Source organism: Pseudomonas sp. 2VD (assembly GCF_005503585.1).
Classification (GTDB): domain Bacteria; phylum Pseudomonadota; class Gammaproteobacteria; order Pseudomonadales; family Pseudomonadaceae; genus Pseudomonas; species Pseudomonas aeruginosa.
Map to the genome: position 1 here is coordinate 1 of NZ_SCND01000466.1, position 3,979 is coordinate 3,979.

Sequence of the window (3,979 nt, forward strand, 5' to 3'; positions counted from 1 at the left end):
AGTGTGGGGTCTCCCCATGTGAGAGTAGGTCATCGTCAAGCTCCTATCCCAAAACCCCTGGTCAGTGATGACCGGGGGTTTTGCTTTTGCGCGCGGAAAAAGGCGTGCTTCCTGTTCACCTTGCCGAACCCCTCCTGGCATGTCCTCTTTCGCGTCTAGCGTAGCGAGAGTCCGGGCGGATCCGCATGACGCTGGCGCTCTTGCGTTCGCCGTACCGATCCCGATCCGCGAGTTAGAGCCTCGCTTCGAGGAGAAAGACAAAAGATGGCTTCCGGTGAAGGGAATCGCTTGATTTACTGTATGAATAAACAGTATCTTGAGCGCTCCCCCCTTCGTGGCCATCCCTGTTGGCCATCCCAAGGCAGCTCGTCTCTCGAGCTGCCTTTTTCTTTGTCTCAATGGAAATCCCGGCTGCGGACGTCCAGGCCGGTGAGTAGAGGGGTCAGGTCATGCAGGCGCCCGGCGATGACGTGGCGCACCTCGCCGGAGGACTCCAGGATGCCCTCCACCTGCAGCAGCCGGGACTCGAGGAATGGCCGCCTCTGCCGTTCGGCAAGGTCGTGCCGGACCACCACGTTGACCATGCCGAACTCGTCTTCCAGGGTGATGAAGGTGATGCCGCTGGCGGTTTGTGGGCGCTGCCGGCCGACCACCAGGCCGGCGACCCGTATCGGTCGCCCATGTCCCAGTTTCGCCAGTTCGCGGGAGTCGCGGCAGCGGCGGGCCTTGAGCTGTCCACGCAAGAGTTTCAGCGGATGCGGGCCGAGGGTGGTGCCGAGGAGAGCGTAATCGCTCAGCAGTTCCTCGCCGCGCGAAGGCAGTGGCAGGCTGACCGTGCTCTCTTCGATGACGGTCCCTTCGGCGAACAGCGGCAATTGCGGCTCGACGCTGGCGACGGCCCAGCGCGCCTTGTGCCGGTGTCCGGCGAGACCGCGCAGGGCGCCGGCATCGGCCAGCAACTCCAGGGCCCGGGCGTCGAGCCTGGCGCGTCGGCCGAGATCGTGCACGTCGAGGAACGGCTCGGCCTCCCGGACCTGCTCGATACGCCTGGCATCCTCCTCGCGAAAGCCTCGGATCATCCGCAGGCCAAGGCGTATGGCCGGTTGCGCCTGGCCAAACGACTCCAGGCTGCAATCCCAACCGCTGTGGCGGACATCCACCGGGCGTGTCTGCAGGGCGTGACGGCGGGCGTCCTGGAGCAACTGGTCGGGGCTGTAGAAGCCCATCGGCCAACTGTTGATCAAGGCGCAGGCGAAGGCCGCCGGCTCGTGACGTTTCAACCAACTGCTGGCGTAGGTGAGCAGGGCGAAGCTGGCGGCGTGGGATTCAGGGAAACCGTAGCTGCCGAAGCCTTTGATCTGCTCGAAGATGCGCGCTGCGAAGTCGGCCTCGTAGCCGTTGGCGAGCATGCCTCGGGTCAGCCGCTCGCGGTGGTGTTCCAGGCCGCCATGACGCTTCCAGGCGGCCATCGAGCGACGCAGTTCGTCCGCCTCGCCCGGTGTGTAGTCGGCGGCGACGATCGCCAGTTCCATGACCTGTTCCTGGAACAACGGGACGCCCAGGGTTCGTTCGAAGACTTCCTCCAGTTCGGCTGACGGATAGGCCACCGGCTCTTCTCCGTTTCGCCGGCGCAGGTAAGGATGCACCATGTCGCCCTGGATCGGCCCTGGGCGGACGATGGCGACCTGGATCACCAGGTCGTAGAACTTCTGCGGGCGCAGGCGTGGCAGCATGGCCATCTGGGCGCGCGACTCGATCTGGAACACGCCGATGGTATCGGCGCGGCTGATCATTTCGTAGGTAGCCGGGTCTTCGCTCGGGATACTGGCGATGCTCAACCGCTTGCCGCCGCGCAGCGCGTGGATCAGGTCGAAGCTGCGGCGCAGGGCGCTGAGCATGCCCAGGGCGAGGACGTCGACCTTGAGCAGGCCGACCGCGTCGAGATCGTCCTTGTCCCACTGGATCACCGTGCGTTCGGCCATGCTCGCATTCTCCACCGGGACCAGGGTGTCCAATGGCTGCTCGGAGATGACGAAGCCGCCGGGGTGCTGCGAGAGGTGGCGCGGAAAACCGATCAACTCGCCGGTCAGGGCCAGCACCCGGCGCAGGATCGGACTCTGCGGATCGAAGCCGGCCTCTTCCAGGCGTTCGGCGCTGGGGGCCTGGTCGCTCCAGCGGCCGCAGCAGTTGGCCAGGACGTTGACCTGCTCGGGCGGCAGACCCAGGGCCTTGGCTACGTCGCGCACCGCGCCGGCGCCGTGGTAGGTGCTGACCACCGCGGTCAGCGCCGCGCGCTGGCGTCCGTAGCGTGTGAAAACGTACTGGATGACCTCCTCGCGGCGCTCGTGTTCGAAATCCACGTCGATGTCCGGTGGTTCGTTGCGCTCGCGGGAAAGGAAGCGCTCGAACAGCAGGTTGGTCCGGTCCGGGTCCAACTCAGTGATGCCGAGGGCGAAGCACACTGCTGAATTGGCCGCCGAGCCGCGGCCCTGGCAAAGGATTTCCCGGCCCCGGGCGAAGGCGACGATGTCCTGCACGGTGAGGAAATAGCTTTCATAGCCCAGTTCGGCGATCAGCTCGAGTTCTCTCTCGATCTGCTTGCGGACCTTGGCGCTCGCGCCGTTCGGCCAGCGCCTGGCGATGCCCTGTTCGGTGAGATGGCGGAGCCATGACGCCGGGTCGTGTCCGGCCGGTACCAATTCGCGTGGATACTGGTATTTCAGCTGTTCCAGATCGAACCGGCAGCGTTCGGCGATCTTCAGGGTTTCCGCCAGCAGGGCTTGCGGGTAGATACCCTGCAGGGCCTCCAGGGTACGCAGGTGGCGTTCCCCGTTGGGGAAGAGATAGGCGCCGGCCTCGCTGACCGGCAGATGGTTGCGGATCGCTGTCATGCAGTCCTGCAGGGCTCGCCTGCCGCGGGCGTGCATGTGGACGTCGCCGCAGGCCACGGGCGGTAGCCGGAGATGCGAGGCGAGCGCGAGCAGTTTGTCCAGGCGGGCATCGTCATCGGCGCCGCGATGCAACTCGACGCCCAGCCAAAGGCGCTGGGGGAAGCGTTCGCGGAGCCAGGCAGCCTGCACGTCCTCATGGTCGTTCGGCAACCAGATCGCCAACAGGCCGGCGAGCGGCTGTTGCAGGTCTTCGCGCAGCAGCCGGTAGTGGCCCTTGTCGGCTTGTCGCCGGCCGCGGGTGATGAGGCGACAGAGGTTCTGGTAGCCCTCCAGGTCCTCCGCCAGGAGGACCAGCTTGGGCCCCTGTTCGAGGCGGATTTCGCTGCCGACGATCAGTTGTACCTGATGCTCCCGCGCCGCCTGCCAGGCCCGCACGATACCGGCCAGGCTGCATTCGTCGGTGATCGCCAGGGCCCGATAGCCCAGGCGCGCTGCACGGGCGAAGAGTTCCGCGGCGCTGGAGGCGCCGCGCTGGAAACTGAAGTTGGACAGGCAATGCAGTTCGGCGTAGGCGCTCATGCGAACCAGCCATGCAGCCACAGCGGCCCTTCGCTGCCGACCTCGCGATAGACCCAGGCACGTTGTCCGCTGCGGGTTTCCACCAGGTAATAGTCGCGGCGGATGTCTTCGCCATCCCACCAGCCCGACTCGATCCGCTCCGGGCCGGCCAGCACGGTGGGCAAGGCCTCGCCGAGGGGGCGTGGCTCCGCCAGCAGCCAGCCGGGGCGGAGGCCGCAGGCTGCCGGCGATTGCGCCCTGTCGCAGCTGTGCGGCCGCCAGCTTCGCTCCGGACGGTGTTCGGCGACGGCGCTCAGGCCCTGTACCGCCTCGTCGCCCAGCCGCGCGCGCAGGCGTTCTCGCAACTGTTCCCAGCCGAGATACTGCTGTGGGCGCTCGTCGAACAGTTCGCGGTGCTGCGGCGTGAAAGGAGGCAGCTCGCGGGCCTCCAGGCGCACGGCATGCACGGGGGCGGGCAGTTGCAGCTGTTCGAGACGGCCGCGGGTCAGTTCGAAGAGCATCGCCGCCTC

Annotated in this window: 1 protein-coding gene and 1 pseudogene; both read right to left on the reverse strand. The window is 66.6% G+C overall.

Going from position 1 to position 3,979, the window contains the following annotated elements:
• Positions 1 to 395: 395 nt before the first annotated feature.
• Positions 396 to 3,491 (reverse strand): error-prone DNA polymerase, encoded by a 3,096-nt coding sequence (gene dnaE2, locus FFS27_RS29805; RefSeq protein WP_021264195.1) that lies wholly within the window; start codon positions 3,489 to 3,491, stop codon positions 396 to 398.
• Positions 3,467 to 3,979: pseudogene (locus FFS27_RS29810) on the reverse strand (DNA polymerase Y family protein); the annotation flags it as partial. The pseudogene FFS27_RS29810 and the gene dnaE2, both read right to left, overlap by 25 nt.